The sequence below is a fragment of the Bacillus sp. I-2 genome (assembly GCF_001974945.1).
Classification (GTDB): Bacteria; Bacillota; Bacilli; order Bacillales; family Bacillaceae; genus Bacillus; species Bacillus safensis.
Genome location: NZ_LZRW01000047.1, coordinates 14,722 through 36,032, shown reverse-complemented (window position 1 = coordinate 36,032; position 21,311 = coordinate 14,722). Strand labels below are relative to the sequence as shown.

Annotated in this window: 21 protein-coding genes and 1 pseudogene; 14 read left to right on the top strand and 8 right to left on the bottom strand. The window is 41.4% G+C overall.

Annotation, left to right across the window (positions count from 1 at the left end; all coding sequences use genetic code 11):
* Positions 1-167 precede the first annotated feature (167 nt).
* The 4 genes and pseudogenes from BAE31_RS18855 to BAE31_RS18840 form a co-directional block, all read left to right on the top strand.
* Positions 168-1,076 (top strand): diacylglycerol kinase, encoded by a 909-nt coding sequence (locus BAE31_RS18855; RefSeq protein ID WP_024424554.1) that lies wholly within the window; start codon positions 168-170, stop codon positions 1,074-1,076.
* A 61-nt stretch (positions 1,077-1,137) separates the two neighbouring features.
* Complete coding sequence (rlmD, locus tag BAE31_RS18850; RefSeq protein WP_076841157.1) at positions 1,138-2,517, top strand: 23S rRNA (uracil(1939)-C(5))-methyltransferase RlmD; 1,380 nt, start codon at positions 1,138-1,140, stop codon at positions 2,515-2,517.
* Positions 2,518-2,769: 252 nt separating this feature from the next.
* A complete protein-coding gene (locus tag BAE31_RS18845) occupies positions 2,770-3,744 on the top strand; it encodes a tRNA dihydrouridine synthase (RefSeq protein WP_073204180.1) in 975 nt (324 codons plus the stop codon).
* A 107-nt stretch (positions 3,745-3,851) separates the two neighbouring features.
* Positions 3,852-4,301, top strand: a pseudogene (locus BAE31_RS18840) (SMI1/KNR4 family protein); the annotation flags it as partial.
* A 145-nt stretch (positions 4,302-4,446) separates the two neighbouring features.
* Here BAE31_RS18840 and BAE31_RS18835 read toward each other — a convergent pair.
* Positions 4,447-5,211 carry a MurR/RpiR family transcriptional regulator gene (locus BAE31_RS18835; protein ID WP_076841115.1) on the bottom strand — a complete coding sequence of 255 codons (765 nt, stop codon included), beginning with the start codon at positions 5,209-5,211 and terminating at the stop codon, positions 4,447-4,449.
* Positions 5,212-5,359: 148 nt separating this feature from the next.
* Here BAE31_RS18835 and BAE31_RS18830 point away from each other — a divergent pair, with 148 nt between their 5' ends.
* Together BAE31_RS18830 and BAE31_RS18825 are read left to right on the top strand one after the other, a co-directional pair.
* Positions 5,360-6,949: an alpha-glucoside-specific PTS transporter subunit IIBC gene (locus BAE31_RS18830; protein ID WP_076841114.1), complete on the top strand. Its 1,590-nt coding sequence runs from the start codon at positions 5,360-5,362 to the stop codon at positions 6,947-6,949.
* A gap of 17 nt (positions 6,950-6,966) precedes the next feature.
* The gene (locus BAE31_RS18825) at positions 6,967-8,292 is read left to right on the top strand and encodes a 6-phospho-alpha-glucosidase (RefSeq protein WP_076841113.1); all 1,326 of its coding nucleotides are present in this window, start codon (positions 6,967-6,969) and stop codon (positions 8,290-8,292) included.
* A gap of 90 nt (positions 8,293-8,382) precedes the next feature.
* On the opposite strand, the gene BAE31_RS18820 is transcribed toward BAE31_RS18825, so the two are convergent.
* Positions 8,383-8,754: a hypothetical protein gene (locus tag BAE31_RS18820; RefSeq protein ID WP_039177014.1), complete on the bottom strand. Its 372-nt coding sequence runs from the start codon at positions 8,752-8,754 to the stop codon at positions 8,383-8,385.
* Between the two features lie 184 nt (positions 8,755-8,938).
* Between BAE31_RS18820 and BAE31_RS18815 the strand changes: the two genes are divergently transcribed.
* Positions 8,939-9,376 carry an Rrf2 family transcriptional regulator gene (locus BAE31_RS18815; protein ID WP_076841112.1) on the top strand — a complete coding sequence of 146 codons (438 nt, stop codon included), beginning with the start codon at positions 8,939-8,941 and terminating at the stop codon, positions 9,374-9,376.
* 65 nt (positions 9,377-9,441) lie between these two features.
* Positions 9,442-10,353: an NAD(P)/FAD-dependent oxidoreductase gene (locus BAE31_RS18810; RefSeq protein ID WP_076841156.1), complete on the top strand. Its 912-nt coding sequence runs from the start codon at positions 9,442-9,444 to the stop codon at positions 10,351-10,353.
* Between the two features lie 10 nt (positions 10,354-10,363).
* On the opposite strand, the gene BAE31_RS18805 is transcribed toward BAE31_RS18810, so the two are convergent.
* Positions 10,364-10,570, bottom strand: a complete 207-nt coding sequence (locus tag BAE31_RS18805) for a hypothetical protein (protein WP_041108643.1) — start codon at positions 10,568-10,570, stop codon at positions 10,364-10,366.
* A gap of 114 nt (positions 10,571-10,684) precedes the next feature.
* Here BAE31_RS18805 and BAE31_RS18800 point away from each other — a divergent pair, with 114 nt between their 5' ends.
* Positions 10,685-11,332, top strand: a complete 648-nt coding sequence (locus tag BAE31_RS18800) for a DUF3885 domain-containing protein (RefSeq protein WP_076841111.1) — start codon at positions 10,685-10,687, stop codon at positions 11,330-11,332.
* Between the two features lie 42 nt (positions 11,333-11,374).
* Here BAE31_RS18800 and BAE31_RS18795 read toward each other — a convergent pair whose 3' ends face one another.
* Entirely contained in the window at positions 11,375-12,703 is a 1,329-nt protein-coding gene (locus tag BAE31_RS18795) for a 6-phospho-beta-glucosidase (RefSeq protein ID WP_024424565.1), read from the bottom strand.
* A 199-nt stretch (positions 12,704-12,902) separates the two neighbouring features.
* On the opposite strand from BAE31_RS18795, the gene BAE31_RS18790 reads away from it, so the two are divergent.
* Complete coding sequence (locus BAE31_RS18790) at positions 12,903-13,634, top strand: MurR/RpiR family transcriptional regulator (protein ID WP_041108639.1); 732 nt, start codon at positions 12,903-12,905, stop codon at positions 13,632-13,634.
* 17 nt (positions 13,635-13,651) lie between these two features.
* On the opposite strand, the gene BAE31_RS18785 is transcribed toward BAE31_RS18790, so the two are convergent.
* Positions 13,652-14,851 (bottom strand): MFS transporter, encoded by a 1,200-nt coding sequence (locus tag BAE31_RS18785; RefSeq protein ID WP_076841110.1) that lies wholly within the window; start codon positions 14,849-14,851, stop codon positions 13,652-13,654.
* A gap of 145 nt (positions 14,852-14,996) precedes the next feature.
* Between BAE31_RS18785 and BAE31_RS18780 the strand changes: the two genes are divergently transcribed.
* Positions 14,997-15,476, top strand: coding sequence for an aminoacyl-tRNA deacylase (locus tag BAE31_RS18780; RefSeq protein WP_024426664.1), 480 nt, complete (start codon positions 14,997-14,999; stop codon positions 15,474-15,476).
* Positions 15,477-15,508: 32 nt separating this feature from the next.
* Here BAE31_RS18780 and BAE31_RS18775 read toward each other — a convergent pair whose 3' ends face one another.
* Positions 15,509-16,417, bottom strand: coding sequence for a LysR family transcriptional regulator (locus tag BAE31_RS18775; RefSeq protein ID WP_076841109.1), 909 nt, complete (start codon positions 16,415-16,417; stop codon positions 15,509-15,511).
* Between the two features lie 103 nt (positions 16,418-16,520).
* On the opposite strand from BAE31_RS18775, the gene BAE31_RS18770 reads away from it, so the two are divergent.
* The gene (locus tag BAE31_RS18770) at positions 16,521-17,723 is read left to right on the top strand and encodes an MFS transporter (RefSeq protein WP_076841108.1); all 1,203 of its coding nucleotides are present in this window, start codon (positions 16,521-16,523) and stop codon (positions 17,721-17,723) included.
* Positions 17,724-17,785: 62 nt separating this feature from the next.
* Here the strand turns inward: BAE31_RS18770 and BAE31_RS18765 are convergent, their stop codons facing one another.
* Both BAE31_RS18765 and BAE31_RS18760 read right to left on the bottom strand, forming a co-directional pair.
* Complete coding sequence (locus BAE31_RS18765; RefSeq protein WP_024426661.1) at positions 17,786-18,865, bottom strand: DUF3900 domain-containing protein; 1,080 nt, start codon at positions 18,863-18,865, stop codon at positions 17,786-17,788.
* A 200-nt stretch (positions 18,866-19,065) separates the two neighbouring features.
* Positions 19,066-19,215 carry a DUF1540 domain-containing protein gene (locus BAE31_RS18760; RefSeq protein WP_073204211.1) on the bottom strand — a complete coding sequence of 50 codons (150 nt, stop codon included), beginning with the start codon at positions 19,213-19,215 and terminating at the stop codon, positions 19,066-19,068.
* A 355-nt stretch (positions 19,216-19,570) separates the two neighbouring features.
* Between BAE31_RS18760 and rfbF the strand changes: the two genes are divergently transcribed.
* Together rfbF and BAE31_RS18750 are read left to right on the top strand one after the other, a co-directional pair.
* On the top strand, positions 19,571-20,335 hold the full coding sequence (rfbF, locus tag BAE31_RS18755) for a glucose-1-phosphate cytidylyltransferase (protein ID WP_024424573.1): 765 nt from the start codon (positions 19,571-19,573) through the stop codon (positions 20,333-20,335).
* A 4-nt stretch (positions 20,336-20,339) separates the two neighbouring features.
* Complete coding sequence (locus tag BAE31_RS18750; protein WP_025092661.1) at positions 20,340-21,311, top strand: GDP-mannose 4,6-dehydratase; 972 nt, start codon at positions 20,340-20,342, stop codon at positions 21,309-21,311.

Genomic DNA, 21,311 nt, shown 5'->3' with positions numbered 1-21,311 from the left:
ACAGTGTTTACCTTTATCTTATCAGAATGCTTTCTTGCTGAGGGAGGTTGGCTAGGAGATTTCACATAATTAGGTGGTTGTTTTGTTGCCATTTTCAAATCTCATAGTATAATTAAAGGTTGTTAGTGGTGAAAATAGATTGCATAATGAATATAGGATGATGATGAATGAAACGTGCTCGAATTATATACAATCCGACATCTGGGCGTGAACTCTTCAAGAAGAATTTACCGCAGGTTTTGCAAAAATTTGAACAAGCTGGCTATGAAACTTCTTGTCATGCGACGACATGTGCAGGAGATGCCACGCAAGCAGCAGAAAAAGCCGCACAGAGAGATTTTGATTTAATTGTAGCAGCAGGTGGAGACGGCACGATCAATGAAGTCGTCAACGGACTAGCACCGCTTGAAAAAAGACCAAAACTAGGAATTATTCCAGTTGGAACGACAAATGATTTCGCAAGAGCACTTGGAATTCCACGAGAAGGTGTTTTGAAAGCGACAGATGCCATTATTGAGGGTGTAGCAAAGCCGCTTGATATCGGTAAAGTCAATGGCCATTATTTTATTAATATTGCTGGCGGCGGCCGGTTAACAGAGCTCACCTATGAGGTGCCTAGTAAGCTGAAGACCATGCTTGGACAGCTTGCTTATTATTTAAAAGGCATGGAGATGCTTCCTTCTATCCGCCCGACAGAAGTCGAAATTGAATATGACGGCAAATTGTTTCATGGAGAAATCATGCTGTTTCTTGTTTCACTCACAAACTCAGTAGGCGGCTTTGAAAAACTAGCGCCAGATTCCATTTTAGATGATGGGATGTTTGACCTGATTATTCTAAAGAAGGTCAATTTAGCAGAAGCCATTCGAGTGGTTAGTCTTGCTCTTAGAGGCGAGCATATTCATGATAACAATGTCATCTACGCAAAAGCGAATCGCGTGAAGGTAGATGTAAAAGATAAAATGCAATTGAATTTAGATGGTGAATACGGCGGCATGCTGCCAGGTGAATTTGAAAACCTGTATCGCCATATTGAATTTATTGTGCCAAAAGCAACAGCTGAAAAAATAGGGTGAAGACTGAACTTGGTTCCTTATGGCGGCCAAGTTTTTCTTTGCAAATGAGGTGATAAAATTGGTGAAAATGAAACCGCCTGTTGAAAAGAATGAATACTACAATGTAACCTTCGAAGACTTAACGCATGAAGGTGCAGGTGTAGCGAAAATTGAAGGATTCCCTGTCTTTGTACCAAATGCCCTTCCTGACGAACAAGGGCAAATCAAAGTCACACGAGTCAAAAAAGGATTTGCTTTTGGACGACTCATGGAGCTGACAAAGGAAAGTCAGCACAGGCAAGATGCGCCATGTCCCATTTACAAGCAGTGCGGCGGCTGTCAAATTCAGCATATGAGCTATGAAGGCCAGCTGCTATTCAAACAAAAACAAGTAAAGGACGTTTTAGAGCGGATCGGCAAGCTTGATATGAGCCGTGTAAAAGTTCATCCTGTACTCGGCATGGAAGACCCTTGGAATTACCGAAACAAAGCACAAGTTCCAGTTGGCGAACGGGAAGGCGGACTTGTTGCAGGATTTTATCAGCAGCGTACCCATGAAATCATTGATATGGAAAAATGTTTGATTCAACAGTCAGAAAACGACGAAGTGGTACAGGCAGTAAAAGACATATGCAATGCGTTTGGCATCAAAGCATATAACGAAGAGCGGCACAAAGGCTGGCTGCGTCATGTGATGGTTCGCTACGGTATTGCAACAGGTGAAATGATGGTTGTGTTTGTGACTAGAACGGCTGACTTTCCGCAAAAGCAGCAGGTGATTGAGCAGATTATAGCACGCTTCCCACATGTTCGGTCAATTGTGCAAAACGTGAATTCAAAGAAAACAAATGTCATTTTCGGAGACGAAACAACCGTTTTATGGGGAGAAGAATACATTTATGACACGATTGGCGACATCAAATTTGCCATTTCAGCTCGTTCGTTTTATCAAGTGAACCCAGCCCAAACAAAGGTGCTTTATGACAAAGCGCTTGAATATGCAGAGCTGCAAGGCGAAGAAACCGTCATCGATGCCTACTGCGGAATCGGTACGATTTCCTTATTTCTCGCACAAAAAGCAGGCAGAGTATATGGGGTTGAAATTGTTCCAGAAGCAATTGAAGATGCAAAACGAAACGCTGCCTTAAACGGAATCAATAATGTTGAATTCGCAGTCGGCGAAGCAGAAGCGGTTATTCCGAATTGGTACAAAGAAGGCATCAAAGCAGATACATTAGTCGTTGATCCTCCAAGAAAGGGCTGTGACGAAGCATTACTTGACACCATTTTAAAGATGAAACCAAACCGAGTTGTTTATGTATCCTGTAATCCTGGGACGCTTGCTCGTGATTTGCGTATTCTTGAAGATGGCGGGTATGTGACGGAGGAAGTGCAGCCGGTGGATATGTTTCCGCATACCAACCATGTAGAATGTGTAGCAAGTCTTGTGATTAATCAGTAATGTATTGAGACATCCCGATTTCGTGAAAAACATCGATATCGGGATGTTTTTATTTTTGTATGTTCAATCGGCACTAAAAAATGATATTTGGAAGTGGAATTTATATTTTTATCCCGTAATTCATTACCAAATGTCCTTTTTTGCAATTTTGCCCGGTTCATATTAAAGTATATAATGATAAAAATTGCTGAAAGAATTTACAGAAGGACATGCCCTAAAAGGCGCTATGTCATGAGAGGAATTGGATGAAAGATGAGTAAAAATTTCTGGCGTGATTTACCGCGGCCATTTTTTATATTAGCACCAATGGAAGAAGTGACAGATGTTGTGTTTCGTCATGTCGTGAGTGAGGCGGCGAGACCGGATGTGTTTTTTACAGAGTTTACGAACAGTGAGAGCTATTGCCATCCTGATGGCATTCAAAGTGTGAAGGGGCGTTTAACGTTTACAGAGGATGAGCAGCCGATTGTTGCTCATATTTGGGGAGACAAGCCTGAGAACTTTAGACAAATGAGCATTGGAATGGCGGAAATGGGATTTCAGGGGCTTGATATTAATATGGGCTGTCCTGTTCCAAATGTCACGCAAAACGGGAAGGGAAGCGGCTTGATTCTTCGTCCAGACGTTGCCGCAGAGCTGATTCAAGCAGCAAAAGCTGGGGGATTACCTGTCAGCGTCAAAACAAGACTAGGTTTTACTGAAGTCGATGAATGGCGCGGGTGGCTTAGACACATTTTGGAGCAAGATATTGTGAATTTATCGATCCACCTTCGCACAAGAAAGGAAATGAGCCAGGTGGATGCTCATTGGGAGCTCATTCCTGAGATTAAAAAACTTCGTGATGAAGTAGCACCTGATACGCTTTTAACAATCAATGGTGATATTCCAGATCGTCAAACAGGCTTAAAACTTGCTGAACAGTATGGAGTGGACGGCGTGATGATTGGGCGCGGGATTTTCCATAACCCATTTGCTTTTGAAAAAGAGCCGAAGGAGCATACAAGTGATGAACTGCTCGGTCTTTTAAGATTACATCTTGATCTCCATGATCAATACTCATCACTAGGTTTGCGTCCATTCAAGGCACTGCACCGTTTCTTTAAGATTTATGTAAAAGGATTCAGAGGAGCGAGTTTCTTGAGAAATCAATTAATGAACACATCATCAACAGATGAAGTGCGTGCCATGCTGGATGAGTTTGAAGCGAGAAATCAAGACCAATCATGACCAACAAGAGGAGGGGGAACCCTTCTCTTTTTTTATTGAATAGGACTATTAAACTAGTTCACTTAAATGGTAAAATGAGATAGAAATAACAATTGGAGGTATTTTATTTGAAACCATTTTGGGATAAAGATAGAGAAAGCGAAGAAACATTTAAGAAAATCAATGAGAAAGGCATTGCAAAAGCGGAAAAGAAGCTAGGCGTCATCCTGCCTGATACATATAAGCAACTGATCCTCGAACAAAATGGCGGGTATACATTGCATAACGCTTTTCCAACGGACCAGCCGAATGGATGGGCAGAGGATCATGTATCATTTGATCATTTAAGAGGAATTGCCAAAGACGAAGGCATTATGGATAGTGATTATTTAATAGAAGAATGGGAATTGCCTGAGGGACTTGTGCTCATTTGTGGGGATGGTCATACGTGGATTGCATTGGATTATAGAGAAACAAAGGAGCATCCGCCGATTCACTACTTTGATTTAGAAGATGAGACGGATTTTAAATTAGCGGATTCGTTTGATGAACTGATTGCTGGGCATTATACTGCTGAATAACATGAAAAGGAAAAGGCAGCCGCGAGTAGATATATTTCATTAAAACCGTTGTTATATAGTATTTTTTGAGAGAGACAAAAGAGTCTCTCTTTTTTTTTGCGAAGCAACATTGAATCTCTCTCTAAAACTGTATCTGTTATGTTTAAGTCTTATTATTCAATTGGTTCACTTTCCACTCACTAAATTTTCTGACGATAATATCTGCCACAATGTAAAATGGCAGAAAGCTGGAGTTGTCCACTTTGTTATATAAGTGAAACGGGGTGCTGCTTACATAGATATTAAACATGGCATTTTGTGCAAGGAGGTTATTCCTTAATGTGGTCATGCTGATAAATTTGATATGTCTCGTTTTCACCAATTGAATGATTTCATCTAAATTCTTCGATTCACCCGATAAAGAAATGATAAATAAAAGGTCATCCTCACCAAATTCAATGATTCCATCTGTTAAGTCTCGCTTGCTTCGTAATACTTGAGATTTCTTATGCAGTGACCATAGCTGCCGCTGTACATCATTTGCCAAATCAAGCTGTGCAGTTCCTGTCCCATAAATATAAATATACGGTGCACGATCAATCAGTTGATTTAATTGATGAAAGTCCAGCTGCTCCATATACTTCCTTGTCTGCCGGATGTCTTGATCAAGCAGCTGCATTAAATCCTGTGTTGTCTCTTCAGGGGAAGCATTTAATTTCACATAAGACTTTAAGTCACTGTAGCCGTCGAACCCTATTTTCTTAGCAAGCCGATGGATGGATGAGATGGAAGTATGAGCATAACGGGCAAGGTCCTGAATTTTCATTGTCTTCATTTCTTCAAGATGATCATGGATTGTTTTAATAATGTGCAGGTCATTCTTATTTAAATCTTCGAAGTATTCATTTACCAGCTTGTCCAGTATCATGCGATGTGCCCTCCAACATGAAAATATTTTCTTCCTGTGAAAATATAATCTAATGTTACAACTTGATTTCTAAATACGTCAAACCTATTGGTTTTTGTAAGCGCTCCCTTTACAGTGGTGTTATGGATCAAGCAAAGGGGTTATGCTTATGAATGCAATCAAGCGATTTGGCAGTGCTATGGTAGTTCCTGTACTTTTATTCGCGTTTTTTGGTATTGTTGTCGGCCTCGCGACTTTATGTAAGAATCCAGCGATTATGGGGGAAATGGCTGCAGAAGGTACGATGTGGTACAAGGTTTGGTCACTGATTGAAAGCGGGGGATGGACGATTTTCAATCATATGGAATTAGCCTTTGTGATTGGATTGCCCATCTCACTTGCAAAAAAAGCGCAAGCACGTGCGACGCTCGCAGCTTTGATGATTTATCTTGTATTTAACAATTATATTCATGCTATTTTGACACTTTGGCCGTCTACTTTTGGTGTTGATTTATCGCAAGGTGTCGAAAATGTAGCGGGAGTAAAAGAAATAGCGGGTATACCTACGCTGGATACAAGTATCATTGGTGCGGTGATGATATCTGGAATCGTCATTTGGATCCATAATCGTTTTTATGATCAAAAGCTGCCTGAAATGCTTGGGATTTTCCAGGGGCTTGTATTTGTTGTCATCATCGGATTCTTTGTGATGATTCCTATTGCTTTTATCGTTGCTTTTGTATGGCCTTATGTTCAGCAGGGGATTCAATCTCTCCAAGGGTTCATGGCACAGTCTGGTTATATTGGTGTCTGGCTGTTTCATTTCTTGGAAAGGGTGTTAATTCCAACAGGACTTCACCATTTTATTTATACACCTTTTGAGTTTGGTCCAGCGGCTGTAAATGGGGGTTTAAAACCATATTGGATTGCTCACTTAAATGAATTTGCGACCTCCACTTCCGATTTGAAGGATCTTTATCCATACGGATTTTTATTGCATGGGAATATTAAGATGTTTGGCTGTTTAGGGATAGCTTTAGCCATGTATTTTTCTACACCGAAAGAAAACAGAAAAAAGGTTTTGGCATTGGTACTACCCGCCACATTAACAGCCATATTTGCCGGAATTACAGAACCGCTTGAATTTACGTTTCTATTTCTCGCGCCTTATTTATTTGTGATACATGCACTTCTTGGAGCGACCATGGTGACAATCATGAATATGTTTGGTGTTGTCGGAATGATGGGTTCCGGGCTTATTGAAATAGCTGCATTGAACTGGATTCCGCTCTCTTCAAATCATGGAGGGATTTATCTGATCCAAGCGATGATTGGACTTCTTTTTACAGCATTGTATTTTGTCATATTTAGATGGCTGATTGTGAAATTTGATATTCCATTACCAGGACGAAAACATGAGGAGGAGACGAGGCTATATACAAAACAGGATTATGAGAATGCTCATAAAAAAGGTCATGACCAAAAGGAAGCGCCCGTTTATGCGTCTGAGTATGAAGAGAAAGCCGTTTATTTCTTAGAAGGCCTTGGCGGTAAAGAAAACATTAAAGATGTGACAAATTGTGCCACGCGTCTGCGTATTACAGTGATTGACCCTAGCTTGGTGAAAGATAGGGACTACTTTACAAAAAATAAACTGGCCCACGGCATGGCGAAGAGTGGTCAAAGCATTCAGATCATTGTTGGCTTAAGTGTACCGCAAGTGAGAGAGTCCTTTGAGACAAACCTTTCATTAGATTGAAAAAGGAGCTGGATATGATGAAAAAATTTAATATTACCATCGCTGGAGGCGGAAGTACATTTACACCAGGGATCATTTTGATGCTATTAGACTATTTAGAGAAGTTCCCAATTCATACAATTAAACTCTATGATAATGATGAAGCTAGACAAAAGACGATTGCAGATGCATGTGAGATTATGTTAAAAGAACGAGCACCAGAAGTGCGATTACTGGCAAGCACGGACCCAGAAGAAGCCTTTACTCAAGTCGATTTTGTGATGGCACATATTCGTGTCGGGAAATATGCAATGCGTGAATTAGATGAGAAAATTCCATTGAAGCATGGAGTCGTCGGACAGGAAACTTGCGGTCCAGGCGGAATAGCTTACGGAATGCGGTCCATTCCAGGTGTATTAGAACTTGTCGATTATATGGAAAAATACTCACCTGAAGCTTGGATGTTAAACTATTCGAACCCTGCAGCGATAGTAGCAGAGGCAACACGTAAGCTAAGACCGAATTCCAAGATTTTAAACATATGCGATATGCCAATTGGCATCGAAGAATTAATTGCAAAGAATTTAGGCTTATCTTCGCGGAAAGAACTAGAAGTCGATTACTATGGTTTAAATCATTTTGGCTGGTGGACAGATATTCGAGATAAAGCTGGAAATAGCTTAATGCCTGAGGTGATTAAGCATGTAAGCCAGCATGGTTATGCAACAGATGGAACATCTGAATTAGAACAGCAGAAGAGCTGGAACAGCACATTAAAAAAGGCCAAAGATATTCAAGCACTTGATCCAAAAACGGTACCGAATACGTATTTGAAATACTATCTATTTCCAGATGAAGAAGTGGCACATTCAAATATCGAGTTCACGCGTGCCAATGAAGTGATGGAGGGGCGGGAAGCTTTTGTTTTTAGTGAATGTCAGGCCATCATTGATAAAGGAACTGCTAAGGAAACAAAGCTGACCATTGATGAGCACGCTTCCTATATCGTTGATTTGGCAAGAGCTATTGCTTTTAATAAAAAGGAACGGATGCTGATGATTGTAGAGAACAATGGCGCCATTAGGAACTTTGATCCAACAGCTATGGTTGAAATTCCTTGTATCGTTGGCAGCAATGGTCCAGAAAAATTAGTAGTTGGAGAAATTCCTAGATTTCAAAAAAGTCTCATGGAGCAGCAAGTTGGCGTAGAAAAATTAGTAGTAGAAGCATTTGAAGAAGGGTCCTATCAAAAACTATGGCAGGCTATCACATTATCGAAAACGGTGCCGAGTGCTAAAGTAGCAAAAGATATTTTAGACGACTTAATTGTGGCAAATCAAGCATTTTGGCCAGAGTTAACATAACACGAGAATAAGCAATATGGGCGTGACAGCGCTCATATTGCTTATTAGTTTTTTCAACTGATGTATTGTGATGGAGAGGAAAAGGTCCCCTTACTCTGCGCTCTCCTCAACCTCACGGCTATCCTCTGTTTCACCAATATAAATAGGGCCGTTTGCGTGGTCGATTCGGATTGGCCATTCGTATGGAATTTGAAGACGTCTAGCAATGGCTCTCCAGAATTTTGTGGAATCCAATTCGAATTCTTGGAAGTCTTTTAATAAGTCTTTGTAAGACGAGCCATCAAATTGAATGTACATATCTTGAAGGCGCATGAACGCGACATGTCTCACTTCAAGTGCTGCTGCGGCTTCCATTTCTTCTTCTGTTGCTTCTCCGATGATTGTACCTGCGGGCGGAAGCATGTCGTATACGTTAAATTCCTCTTCTTCTTCGTGTGCTGCATTGTGCTGTTGATCTGACATTTTTCTTCACTCCTTCTCGTTCTCAATCAAAACTTTATTTCGTGCTTACTTCTATTATCGGAAGGAAATGTGAAATGTGGAATGAAAAGTGGAGCAGATTCACAACTCTTGCTTTTTTCTCTTGAATCATCTATGATCAATTACAGATATAAAAGATCTATAATAGATAGAAAGGAGTTTCCTCATGAAATATTCTAAGGCGACCAACTATGCGCTGCATACGATGGTGTTTTTAACTCTTGCGCCAAAGGGTAGAGCGATTGGCGTTGAGCCTCTTGCTAAGATGCAAGACCTTTCACCAACCTATTTATCTAAAATTTTAACAAAGCTTGTGAAGGCGGGATTGATTGAATCAACACCTGGTGCAAAGGGAGGTTATACCCTTATCAAACGAAAGGAAGACATTTCGTTTTTAGATGTCATTCAGGCTGTAGAAGGACAAACGAATTTATTTCGCTGCTCCTTAGAGCATGACTCCTTCATGCCTCATGATGGCTGTTTGATTGAACAGGTCATGCAGGATGTTGAAACGAAAATGCAGGAGACGTTAAGTCAAAAACGGTTAAGTGATATTGCGAACCAAATTGAACAGACAGAAAAAAATCCATTTTTCAACATGTGATTTTTTTGAACTGATTATAGATATTAAGAGTCTTTAAAGTCTTGAATGAAAAAGGAGAGATTGATATGTTATTAGATTGTGCCATTATCGGAGGCGGACCAGCCGGATTAAGTGCAGCACTTGTTGTAGGAAGAGGCAGAAAGCAGGTCACTGTATTTGATGATGAGCTGCCAAGAAATCGAGTGACGCAGGAATCACATGGATTTATTACAAACGATGGAATGACACCATTTGAGATCAGACAAGCCGGAGAGGCAGATCTTCAAAAATACCCTAATATCACAATCAAACGAAGTAGAATTATTGATATACAAAAGAAAGAGGAAAGCTTTACGTTACTGACACACGAGGGGGATGCATTCGAAGCGAAAAAAATCATTTTGGCAACAGGTCTTCAGGATATACTGCCAGAGATCGAAGGAATTCATGATGTGTACGGAAAAACGTTGTTTAGCTGTCCTTTCTGTGATGGATGGGAATTAAAGGACAAAGCACTTGCCCTCATTGCAGAGAATCAGCGAGCCTTGCATATGGCTAAGCTTCTTTCCAATTGGACAAAGGATTTGATCGTGTTTACGAATGGGCACGTGTTGGCTGATGAGGACAAGGTACTTCTGACGGCACATTCTATTCAAGTCATTGATGTGCCAATTGTGTCGATTGATCATGACAATGGGCAGCTGCGCTCTCTACAGCTTGCGAATGGGGAGATAGTGAATAGGGAAGGCGGTTTTGTCGCAAGTGAATTCAAGCAGTCAGCCCCATTTGCAGAAAAGCTTGGCTGTCAAATGACGAAGAATGCGGGTATTGAAACAGATATTCTTGGACGTACAACCGTCAGTGGTGTCTTTGCATGTGGTGATAATCTAGGCGGTCCTGCTCAGTTAGTTCTCGCAGCAGCAGCTGGAAGCCAGGCAGGAATGGGCGTCATTCATGAACTGGTGCAAGAAGAGTTTCAAGAAAAAACATCTCTATGAAAAGAGATGTTCAGCGATGAACGGTTTTCCGTTTTGCTAAGACGTGAGCTGTCCATTCAAAAAGTGCGTAGATGACAAAGAAGATCAGGATCCAGCTGCTGACATCGACCCATACATTGGTGATCTGAATGATGTTCGCCTGATCAAGTCCAGCCTGTATCCACATGGTGATCAGTGCTGTAAGGAACAATTGTAAAAACCATTTTGATGTTTTCAATTGACCACACCTCCATCTCTTTCTATCATATAAGAAATGACAGTTTATTTCCAATTTGTTTTCCTATATGTTTCAACGGTAAAATGAAAAATAAAACGAGTGAAAGGAAAGCAAATGAGTGATCAAACAAATATGTTTCTAAAAAATCATTTTCCTCATCTTATCCTCACGCCGCCTCTTTTTTATGATTGGCCTATTGGGCTTCGGTTTGAAGTGGCAGATTGGTCATTAGGAAAAGAATCGATTGTATTAGAAAAAGCGGGAGATCGTGCTTTAGAGATTGTGAAATATACTTTTGATCCAGAAGACGAGATGCTGCTTGTGACGGATGTGTATACAGATCATGAACATGAATTAACGAAGCATAAGCTCCTTGTCTATCAAAAATATGTGCATCGGCAAGTAAGGAACAGATTGCGCCACGAGCTTTTGACTTATGTACGTCCAGAAATAGAAGATTCACTGACATTAGAGAGATTTACACTCAAATGCCAGCTGCAAGACATTCGATTGCGTCCGCTTCTCCATGCGATGTGCCAGGAGGACTTCTATGCACCGAATCAAATCTTGAAGGGAAAACTGGGGTATGAAATTTACTTAATGAATCTCTCAAAAAAAATGATTTTTCACTTATATGATGATCGAGGCTGTGATCTCATTGCGGCAGATGCTGAGCGTCTACGCCCAGTCTATGAAGGCTTACAGCACTTGCTATTAGACTATGATCGTCCTAAGATGGACCGGCTGTTTGCAGCCAAATAAAAAACCGCACTTTCGACAAGTGCGGTCAGCGGGTAGACAGTTTTATGCTTCTACTTTATTGAAGAACTGTGGCAAATATTCTTTGTGTGCTTCTAGCATTTCATCTAGGATGCTTTTTGCAATGGCATCTGATGGGACAAGCGGGTTGATGGTCATTGCGACAAGGGCTGTGTTGTAATCGCCTGTCACGGCTGCTTCAGCAGCTACACGTTCAAAGGATTTAATTTGAGAAATAAGTCCTTTGACAGCGACCGGCATTTCACCAACAGCGATTGGTTTAGGACCGTCTTTTGTGATCACACAGTTGAGTTCAACCGCAGAATCATTTGGAATGTCGCTAATAGCCCCGTTATTAATGGTGTTTACAGGCTGAATGTCATGCTTGTCGTTATAAATGGATGCAATCAAGTTACATGCCGCATCACTGTAGTAGGCACCGCCTCGTTTTTCAAGCTGTGGCGGCTTGATGTCGAGATCAGGGTCTTTGTAAAGCTCGAACAAATCATTTTCTAATGCGCGAACGACTTCAGCACGAGTTCCTTCATTTGCTGCTGCTTTCTTTTCCTCAGCTAGCATATCACTTGTTTTGTAGTAGTAACGGTGATACGGACAAGGAATGACGCCAAGCCCTTTTAAGAAATCAGCATCCCACGGAATCGCTTGAATGTTGTTCATCGACATGCTGGAGTTTGGATCAGCCATGTCTTCAATGACTTGATCCATGATGCTTTTGCCATCTAAGAATACATTGAGTCCAAAGACCATATGGTTTAATCCAGCAAAGCTGACTTCGACTCTGCTTGCGTCGACACCAAGCCCTTTGGCGATTCCCATGCGAATGCCGATCGGCACGTTACATAAACCAACGACTTTACGATGGTTTGAATAACGAAGAACGGCTTCAGTGACCATACCAGCTGGATTTGTGAAATTCACAAGCCATGCATTCGGGCAAAGCTCTTCAATATCTTTGACAATATCAAGAATGACAGGAATGGTGCGAAGTCCTTTGAATAGACCTCCTGGACCATTTGTTTCTTGACCAATGACATCATATTTTAAAGGAATGCGTTCATCTTTCATACGTGCTTCAAGAAGTCCGACACGGAATTGTGTTGTGACAAAATCAGCATCTACAAGTGCTTTTCTGCGGTCTAATGTTAAATGAACCTCGATTGGGAGCCCTGCTTTTTTGACCATGCGTTTTGCAAGGTTTCCGACGATCTCAAGCTTTTCTTTTCCCGCTTCAATATCAACGAGCCAAAGCTCACTAATCGGAAATTCATCGTATCGTTTAATAAATCCTTCTACAAGCTCTGGTGTATAGCTTGATCCTCCGCCAATTGTGACAACCTTTAATCCTTTTGCCATGTTCTGCACCTCCGAATAATGTAACGCGCAATGTTATAATAGAGAAAAGTCTTTTTTCTTGTTTGTACATCTTTAGCTTATCGTGAGAGCATCGTGTGCGTAAATGACTTCAGTGTTTTTAGGCAAGGGTGCCCTATTTAGAGATTTGTTACATAAAAGAAACACATTGTGACATGTTGTTGGAGAAAGGGGAAGTCAGATGTTTTCAAGTGAGGTCATTTCCAGCTTTAATGAACTAGAAAGCGCTTTATACCGATATATCATGGAAAACAGTGAAAAGGTCGTGTACATGAGAATTCGAGATCTTGCAGATGCTGCACATATTTCCACCTCGTCTGTCCTTCGCTTTTGCCGAAAAGTAAATTGTGAAGGCTTTTCAGAGTTTAAAGTGAAGCTCAAAATGTATTTAGAATCAGAGCAGACACCTTCTTTAAAAAGTACACAGCACTTTCTATATGAATTTATTGAACGAACATTGAAGGGAGACTTTGAGGAGAAAATTAAGGAGGCAGCAAAGCTCATTGCTGAGGCAAAAAATGTGCTGTTTATTGGGACTGGCAGTTCTGGCATTTTGGCGCAGTATGGGGCGAGGTACTTTTCAAGTCTTGAGAAATTTTCATTTTACATCAACGATCCGTTTTTCCCGATGAATATGCAGTATTTAGACAATAGTGTCACCATTGTGCTGTCTGTATCAGGGGAGAACAGTATTACGATTGATCATATTTCGAAGTTAAAAAGGGAAGGCAGCAAGATCATTAGTATTACGAATAACCAGCACTGCACGATTTCGCGCATTTCAGATTTAAATATTGCCTACTACGTCACAGATGAACGGGTCCACAGAGCCAATATCACCACACAGACGCCAGTTGTGTATATTTTAGAAGCCATGGCCCGTGACATGTTTGCGATGTTAAAAGAAAAGTAAAAGAGCCGCTGCATACATCAGCTGCTCTCTTTTTTCTGCTTCATAAAAGCAAGGATAGCAATGCCGGAACAAACGAGCACAAACAGACCGCCCAGCAAATACACAGACCTCGCCCCGTATGCATCTGCCATCAATCCAACAAAGAAAATAGACAAACCGACCGATACAGAAGAAAGGACGTAGTGAGCCGAATACACCTTTGATAAATCACGTACTGGCGTTTCCGTTTGAAGAATGGTTTGCTGCGAAACATCTCGGATTTGGTAGGCAGGCCCCATCAAAATACAAAGCACCAAAGCAAGCCACGGCAGGCTGTTCAGTGAATAGACAATGGTCAGCACTGCATAAATGAATGAACCAGCTGCCATATAGAGGAGAAGCTGTTTTTGAATAAACTGACTCATCCATGCAGCTAAGAGCCCGCCTATGATGGCACCTGTATAATAAGCGGCATTGATAAAACCCCACCATTCCTCACCTTGCTTTAAATCATGGGTGACAAAGGCAAGCGTAATCGCCCCGATCCACACAGCACCCGCAATATTTTCACAAACATCCATAAAGGTCAGGGTGCGCACCGTTTTATTTCTCCAAATGATCGTCCAGCCATCTTTGAAGCTGTTCATCTTATTTGCTTTTCGAACCGTCTCTTCTTGCTTGAGAAGAGGAAAGACAGGGATGAATAATAGATAAGACAACACAATCATGACACAGGTGATCCACATTAAATAAAATGGCCCAATCCATAGGACGAGCATTCCAGTGAACGAATAGCCGGCGATTTGAATCATTTGATGAAAAATGGAGGCTGTACTGTTTGCTTTCACAAGCTGATTTGCTGGTACAAGCATCGGCATGATGGCCTGCATTAAAGGACTGATGAACCCGCCTGTGAGGGAAATCAAAATAAGCGCACTAAACAGCCAGACCATATGCTGCTGAAACAAATGAAATTGGGCTGTAAACACGATGAGCATCCCAAGACGTAAAAGCGGGACCCATTTCAATAGCCGGCCAGCTTGAAAGTAATCGGTTAAAACAGGAGAGAAGAGCCCAGCCAATAGCTGGCATATTGTTCTAATCAGCGGAAATACAGCCGCATAGGCAACAGATTGTGTATCTTGATAAATGACAAACGTGATCGTCATCACAAATAAAATATCACTCAGCATGAGAAGGCTTTTACTGCTTGTATAACACCAAAACTTGTTTCCCATATCAAACCGGCTCCTTTTCAAAAACAAGTTTAGTATAGCATGGTGATGAAGGGGCCAGAGGCTTTCCATTGAAAAATACATCTTAAGGATGAGAAGATTGTGATAAGCTAAATGAAGGACATTGTAAGGAAAGGGGTTCAATCGATTGAAAAAATTACCGGCACATGACTTTTTGGACAAACATGGCATTCCATACGAGGTCAAAACATTTTCTGCCGAAACAGAAAAGGGAGCAGCAAATGTAGCGGCAGCTCTTGGTTTTCGTGAAAGACAAATGATTAAAACATTGATTTTTGAAACAGGAGAAGGAGAGCAGCTGCTTGTGATGGTTGGCGCTGATCAGCATATTAAGTCAGGGAAACTCAAGAAAGCGGCCGGCTCCCGTAATATTAAAATGGCTTCACCGGAGAAGGTTCTTGAAGTGACGGGCTATCGAATTGGCTCGATTCCGCCGTTTTGCTGGCAGCCAGAAGGATTCCGCACCATTATTGAGGCTTCGTTATTAGAAGAGGAAATATTAGGTGTTGGGGCAGGCGAATGGGGAAATGAAATCCTCATCACACCAGAACAATTAGTGAAAGCCTCAAAAGCTGTACCGTTTGACATCGTGCAGCCAGCTGAATAAAAAAAGTGCCTGTTTCAGAAGCAGGCACTTTTTTAATTGGCAGCAGGCGTAGTAAATGGACCGATACCTTTCATTTGCAGGAAGGCATCCACGGTTCTATTTTCTTCAAGATCATTCGCCCGTTTGCACACAACAACCGGTCTGACGATCTCGATGCCTTCAATGTACACGCGCCCAATTTCTTGCCGCTTGAGACTGCCATGAACCGCATCACGGGGAACAAGTGTGATGCCATATCCAGCTTTGATCATTTGAATCGCTTCATGAACACCGCTGAATTGTAAATCAACGGTCGGTTTTTTGATTCCTTTCGAAGTAAAAAGAGAAAAGAGCTTATCTCTTGTGGAACTGCCTTCTTCACGCATCAAAAAAGGCTCCTGACTCAGGCGCTCCAGCGGGACGGTTTTTCCGTTTAACGGATGGTCTGCCGGCACAATAAAATCATAGCTTAAATTCGTTAAATGAGAAGTGAGAATCTCCTCATGGTGCAAATCCTCGATCACAGCGATGGCTACATCTGATTCATATTGAAGTAGGCTCTCTAAAACCTGAGCGGAGTTTCCACTTTTTAATTCAATTTCTATCTGTGGTGAAGATGTTTTAAAAGCAGCAAGCCAATCTGGCAGTAAAAAGTTAAGTGGGACATAGGTAGAAGCGATGCGGAGCCGCCCCTTTTTTCCGTTTTGTAAAAGTGTGATCTGATATTCTACTTCTTTTTCAGCCTCGAACACTTGCCGGGCATAAGGGTATAGAATTTTCCCCATTTCCGTAAGTGTAATGCCTCTGCCATTTCGTTTAAAAAGACGGAAACCGATCTCACTTTCAATGCTTCTAAGCTGAGCCGTCACAGCTGGCTGTGTCAAAGATAGCACGTCTGCTGTTTGTGTAACGCTTTTTGTCTCTGCGACCTTTGCAAAAATCCGAAGGGCATGTAAATTCAACTTTGCACCACCTATCAATTATTTTGATGGTTTAATCAAAAACATTCATTAGATTTATTATAAGGCATCCCTTATTGTAAAGATAGCGAAGGGGGAAGGGAAAATGGATCATCGTCAAAAGCAAGTGGTGTCAATATCGCTTATCACAGCATTTGCACTGATTGGAGATTCAATGCTTTATATTGTGCTTCCGATCTATTGGAAAGAGGTTGGTTTATCATCTATTTGGGAGGTCGGGCTGCTGCTGTCCATTAACCGATTCATCCGCATCCCGCTAACACCTGTTGTTTGGTGGCTCTATCGGTTTGTCCCAATGAAGACTGGTGTATTGATCGCTATTTCGATTGCTTCAGTGACCACGATGCTATATGGTGTGAGCGGTTTTTGGCTGCTGCTGATTTGCCGCTGCGCTTGGGGGCTGGCATGGACGTTATTGCGTATGAGTGGAATGAGATTAATTGCTGAGATGGAGGAAAGCTCTCAAGGGCATTATACGGGCATTTATAATGGGCTTTACCGGCTTGGCAGTTTATTCGGCATGTTATTTGGCGGAATATTCGCCAGCCTGATCGGCTTCCAGTCCATGACGCTTGTTTTTGGTTTACTCACATTACTAGGAATCATTTTTTATGTCTCTTTGGATGAGATTGAAAAGGGAGAAGAGGGGCAGGTGTATCAAGTCATCAAACAGAGGTGGCTTGCACGGGATGTTGTAAAAGTATTAATGACAGGTATGCTGATCGCACTTGTGATCCAAGGGTTATTCGCATCAACACTCAGTCATGTCATTGAAGCAAGGATCGGTCATGGTGAATTTGCTCTGTTCGGCTTTGTAATCGGAGCTTCGGCTTTAAGTGGAATCATTCAAGCGCTCAGATGGGGGTGGGAACCATTTGTAGCACCGAAAACGGGCAGATGGTTTGATGGGCTTGTGATGAAGGAACGAACGCTTTGCTGGATGTTTCTTTCATTTGGAGGTCTCAGTCTTCTGGCGGTCATGCTGAAGGTAAGCGGCTGGTTTCTTGTGATGCTGCTTTTGATCCAGCTGCTGTCAACAATCTTAACGACATTAACGGATACGCTTGCTTTTCAAAAAGCGTCTGCTCAAACAGATAAAAACCGCTTTCTCGCAAGCTATTCCTTTGTTCAAGATATGGGAGCAGCTCTAGGACCCTTGTGCGGGTATACGATGATTCAGTTTTTTGGATCAAGCAGCGTCTTTTGGCTGATGCTCATTATAAGCTTATTGCTTGTCAGCATGTGGGCAAGAGGCAGAGAGCTGCATGTTACTTCTGATCCAGCGTAATAAATCAAGCGTTATACAAAAAACTACCTCATGCGCTGAATGCAAGAGGCAGTCGTGTTTTTTTATTCTAGATCTGAATCATAGGCTTTTTGTGTCAGCTGGCTGACCACCTCTTTTAACCCATTTGGTTTATGAAACTCAACAGGTGTGCTTCCTTTTTCGAAGACGATTTGATCTGCTTCAACGAGCACGACATATCGATTGTTGAGCTTTGCAATATGGATCGAGTGGCCAAAGTCTGCTAGAAGACCTTTGATTTCCGTTTCGCCTAGACGCATTTTCATTGTGATATCAGGGGTTTGTTCAACAATATGGGAGGCCGCTTGTGTGACCTGCTCTGTATCGAGTGTTTCTCTAATTTCTCGCTTTTCACTCGCTTCCCATATTTCAAGATCCTCTTCAAACTGCTTTAATTCTTCACTTTCATCCTGTAATGTTTCAAAAACCTGTTCCTGTACCATATTCATAACCTGTGATTTCATGATTTCAGGCATGGATTCACCGTATTCGACGAATTTCAAAAAGTCCTCAAAATAACGAGCGTGTGAGGATTGGTGAATTTTCACTTCAGCTTCCTCAGTCATTCCCTCTTCTGGCATAAACGGGTATTGAATCGATTTCATGTTTTTGGTCGTAATAGCCATTTCGACTTTTCTAATTAAGGTAGATGTATCAGCGATAGAAGCCACTTTTTGTTCGAAATCGCATTTCATAATAAAGACAAAGGAATCATCGAAATACTTTTTAGGAACAGCAGAAGCAACTAAAAAAACGCCGCCTCTGACAGCACTTGTATCTAAATATGTGCGAACAAACTGTTCACTGCATTCATTAAACAATTCTTTTGTATCTGCAAATCTCGTTTGATGAAATAGGTTGTAGTTTGGATTTGAATCGAGCTCATGACCGGGCTCTACAATAAATCGGCCAATTTTGGTCGGTACTTGTTCAGATTTAGGGTGTCTGTCCACTTTTCGTTTGACGATTTTTTTCAGTTCACCGTCTAAAAAGTCCTTCAGCTCACTTTGTTCAAATTCTTCTTGATCTAGTGTTTGATAATGTTTAAATCGTTTATTTGCTTGTTCATCTTTGCCTTCGATTTCCACGACAAAGAATGATAGAAAACGTATCGTAAAATCCATTGATTGGTCACCACTTTTTCTTCTTCGGATATGTTGAGTATAGAAAAAGGAGTGAAAATCGTCAACGAATGGAGAAATATCGTGTCATTATTTCCCGAGAAATGTTTATTGAAAAACACTTGATAATAATTATCATTCTTGATAGAATGATAAAAGAAAAGAAGGAACCTGCCAGTTCCTTCATCTCAGAGAAAAATAGATTATTTTGTTTCAAATGTTTCGCAATCAGTTTCAGCGTTGCGAGTCACTTCAGTCATCGTGTTTTTACCAATTTTAATGGTAGAAGCGGTACAGCTGTTTTCAGCCCAAAAACGGCAAGAGTTCACTTCACAAAGAACGTTTTGTGCCAAGGGAATTCACCTCCGTAATTCATATTGAGAATGAAACAAGCTGCCACTTGAATTCATTCAATCTAGTAGTCTCTTTGTAGAAAGAGGCTGTTTGTGCTGGTTATGCACATGTTTATCATACCATCTACCCTGAAAATATACAATTTAAACTTTGGAAGAGCGAGAATATGAATCTCGCTCTTTTTTTATTTGTAAAAATAGTTAAATGCTAGGTGGCACACTCTCTCATTTCGACATATGAATAGAGTAGATTCAAAACCTGATGTCGGACAAAGTATGGGGGTACATGTACTGATTTTCCGCATAAAGATAGGGTTTTTAATCAAAAATCTTCATAGAGAGATGAGGGGAGAAGATGAAAGCAGTCATTCTCTGCGGAGGAAAGGGAACGAGAATGAGTGAGGTCACACAAGCGCTTCCTAAACCACTTGCTATGATCGGAGATCGGCCTATTCTATGGCATATTATGAAAATCTATCAGTATTACGGTGTAGACGAATTTATCCTATTGCTTGGATATAAAGGAGAGAAGATCAAAGAGTACTTTCTGAACTACGACTGGCAGCATCACAGCATGCAGCTCGATATGGCGACAGGAGAAATGAAGCTTTTAGGGAAAAAGGAGAACTGGAAAATCACCTTTTTAGATACAGGTGAAGATACGATGACAGGCGGACGTTTAAAGCAGGCACAGGATTACATTGGTGATGAGACCTTTATGATGACGTATGGTGATGGACTGGCCAATATCAATATGTTTCATTTGCTGAAACGTCATCAGGATCTTGGAGCAGCTGCGACTGTCACAGGCATTGAAAAGAAGTCCCAGTACGGGACACTGAAGGTGTATAACGGGATGGCACAATCCTTCTCTGAGAAGACAGACAGTATCGGGATGATCAATGGAGGATTTTTTGTGTTGTCTCCAAAGGTATTTGATTATTTGACAGATGATGATCAATGCGTGTTTGAAGCGGAGCCTCTTCAAAACCTGGCGGATGATGGAGAGCTTGCCGTTTATGAGCATCACGGATTTTGGACAGCAATTGATACGTATAAAAACCTGAAGGAAATCAACGACATGTGGACAGATGGAAAACAACCATGGAAGGTTTGGTGACAGCATGAGCGGATTTTGGAATGGAAAGAACGTATTTGTAACTGGATGTACAGGGCTGTTAGGGAGCTATCTCGTCAAGGAATTGATTGATCAAGGGGCAAACGTGACTGGACTTGTGCGTGATCAGGTGCCTCGATCGAATTTATATCAAGGCAGTCAATTTGAAAAAATGAATGTGGTGCAAGGCGCATTAGAGGATATGCAGACGATTGAACGTGCGTTGGGAGAATATGAAATTGACACCGTCTTCCATTTGGCTGCCCAAGCCATTGTTGGGGTCGCAAATAGACATCCTGTTTCTACATTTGAAGCGAATATTTTAGGGACATGGAATGTACTGGAGGCTTGCAGAAGACAGCCGCTGATCAAACGAGTGATCGTGGCATCAAGTGACAAAGCCTACGGTGATCAAGAGCAGCTGCCATACGATGAAGACATGCCATTAAACGGGAAACATCCGTATGATGTTTCGAAGAGCTGTGCAGATCTCATTTCTCATACGTACTACAACACATATGGTCTACCGGTTTGTATTACACGCTGCGGTAATTTATATGGAGGCGGAGATTTGAATTTCAACAGAATCATTCCGCAAACCATTCAGCTTGTGTTAGAAGGAAAGGCGCCGGAAATTAGAAGTGACGGGACATTTATTCGTGATTATTTCTACATTGAAGATGCAGTGAAGGCTTATTTGCTGCTAGCTGAGAAGATGGAGGAAAAAGGGCTGGCGGGAGAAGCCTTTAACTTTAGTAACGAAATTCAGCTGACAGTGCTTGAGCTTGTGGATAAGATTTTAAAGGCAATGGGAAGTGAACTGAAGCCTCGTATTCTCAATCAAGGAACACATGAAATTAAGCATCAATATTTGTCAGCAGAGAAAGCGAGAAAGCTGCTTGATTGGAAGCCTGATTACTCCATTGATGAAGGCTTAGAGAAGACGATTGAATGGTACCGCGAATTCTTTCAAAAATAG